Genomic DNA, 228 nt, shown 5'->3' on the forward strand with positions numbered 1-228 from the left:
AGAAAACTGTTTTTGCACACGAACTGGAAAATGCGGCTAATAGTCAAAGGCTTAAAGCTTTCCAAACGGATCCGAGGCATCTCCAGTTTGGGGGAAGAAACAATTTGGAGGATGCGCGAGTAGTTGAAAGAGGTAACACCCAGATGAATCATAATGGTAATAATGTTGACATTGATGTAGAAATGGCTGAATTGGCCCAGAATCAAATATATTACAACACGCTGATAG

Annotated in this window: 1 protein-coding gene; it reads left to right on the forward strand. The window is 40.8% G+C overall.

Annotation, left to right across the window (positions count from 1 at the left end; translation table 11 throughout):
- The coding region (locus AOA60_RS33145; protein WP_218240440.1) for a hypothetical protein at positions 1-228 on the forward strand (228 nt) is incomplete at both ends.

It is taken from the genome of Pseudomonas sp. 2822-17, assembly GCF_002742485.1.
GTDB classification, from domain to species: domain Bacteria; phylum Pseudomonadota; class Gammaproteobacteria; order Pseudomonadales; family Pseudomonadaceae; genus Aquipseudomonas; species Aquipseudomonas cyclaminis.